Source organism: Vibrio anguillarum, assembly GCF_003390515.1.
In the GTDB taxonomy this organism is placed as follows: Bacteria; Pseudomonadota; Gammaproteobacteria; order Enterobacterales; family Vibrionaceae; genus Vibrio; species Vibrio anguillarum.
On the sequence record NZ_CP031479.1, the window covers coordinates 3,087,490 to 3,089,255 of the forward strand.

The 1,766-nt window shown below is 35.4% G+C and carries 1 protein-coding gene; it reads left to right on the forward strand.

The features are described from left to right. Positions 1-121 precede the first annotated feature (121 nt). The gene (locus DD616_RS16960; protein WP_208871960.1) at positions 122-1,657 is read left to right on the forward strand and encodes a serine/threonine protein kinase; all 1,536 of its coding nucleotides are present in this window, start codon (positions 122-124) and stop codon (positions 1,655-1,657) included. Positions 1,658-1,766 lie beyond the last annotated feature (109 nt).

A 1,766-nucleotide genomic window follows, 5' to 3' on the forward strand; every position in this document is an offset into this window, starting at 1 on the left:
CTTTAGTGCAAAATTGCAGTTTAGTGTTTACAGTGTATTTTTTAAGTTCGGCGGTGCGTTGCCAACCCCTTAGCCGGGCGTTAGGTTTTCAGGATAGTTAGCTTTAAGAAGTATGATAGATATGAGTATAAATAAAACACTAAAGAGTAAAAAATTCATTCAAACTGATATCGGTGATTTTGAGTATGTGAAGAGCTTGGGAGAAGGGGGCAATAGTTTTGTTTTCCACTTTAAGAAAGGCGATGCAGATTTCGCCATAAAGTTTCTGAAGACAACTGATGAATCTAAGTTAAATAGATTCAAAGATGAATACTTTTGTGCAGCGCAAATACCATCACATAAAAACATAGTTCACTCATATCACTTTGATAAAGTTACTTTAGAGGGTGATGAGTACTTTATTATTATAATGAAGTTTTATGATGGAACTTTGGGGTCAGAAGGTACAATAAGTACTGCTGATTCCGATGATAAGTCAGAGAAGGCATGGTTATTGTTTGCTTGTTTAGCTAGCGGATTACGTCATCTTCACACTAATGAAATCATTCACCGTGATCTGAAACCGCAAAATGTATTTTTTGATAGTATGACTAATGAATATGTTATAGGTGACCTAGGGATTGCTCATTTTTCAGATGAAAAATTTGAGAGAGAATCAAAGACTAAGCCGTCTGAACGAATGGCAAACTTTGGCTTTAGTGCTCCAGAACAAATAAATAGTAAGGATTCAGTGCAAGCGTCATGCGATATTTACTCTTTAGGCCAAGTGCTCTATTGGTATTTAACTGGTAGCACAATTAGAGGTTTGAATATGACTCCTGTATCCAGTTCTAATTCACCTGACAAATTAAAGTACTTAGATAAAATCATTAAGAAATGTCTGGCAAATGATCCTTCAAAACGATTTCAATCAATATCAGAGATATCTGAATACCTTAATGAATTAAAAAAACCTGCAAGGCATGACTACTGGCCAGCGCTACATTCATTTGATGATTCAATCAGACGCTCTTTGCCTAAAATCAAAGGCACATTAGATGTTGATAATGTAAATGTTATTAATAGATTCGTTGAAAATTTCCATGCTGATTGTAATTTTGACGACTTTTGGTATATGAATTTGGAAGGTGGTGATAACGAGTTTACTGGTATTGAACATATATCAGATTCAAACTATTTATTCTGTCACATGATTGAGGTTAATATTTCTAAGTTGTTGGTCTACAGAGATTCTGGATACCCATACAAAAACTTCTTTATTCTTCTTTTAGAACCGTCTTCTCCTTTTGAACTTGTTGATGATGAAGGACGTCCAATTGCTAGAAAGCTATATCCAGAAAGTAGTAGGGATTATGCAACTCTCTGGAACGATAAGTATATAGATTGTGATGAAACTAATAACGGATATTATGAATACAAAGGTGACGTTTTAACAGTGGATCGTGAATCATTTAAAGATAGGATCAGACATCTAGAAAAGTATGCTTATATAGTTGTACCAAAAGGTAGCGCAACAGCGTGCATGACGGATCGGACTCCAACTGAAAGGTTTCTTGAAAGAGTTGTTAATGCAGGAACGATAGAAGAAGCCTCATTGAGAACTTATCTAAATGAAACAAGACCTCATCATAGTAGAGAAATAACAATGTACAACTAATAAAACCTAACAAAGCATTTAAGAGGGACAGCCAACGCGTGGCATTTTTATTATGCGTTAGTTTTTGTGGTTACGCTGTTATGCGGTGAGTTGGTAGTAGCGTTGGCTG

Excerpts from the sequence above, each read along its gene's own strand:
- DD616_RS16960 (WP_208871960.1), top strand. The coding sequence starts at position 122 with ATGAGTATAAATAAAACACTAAAGAGTAAAAAATTCATTCAAACTGAT.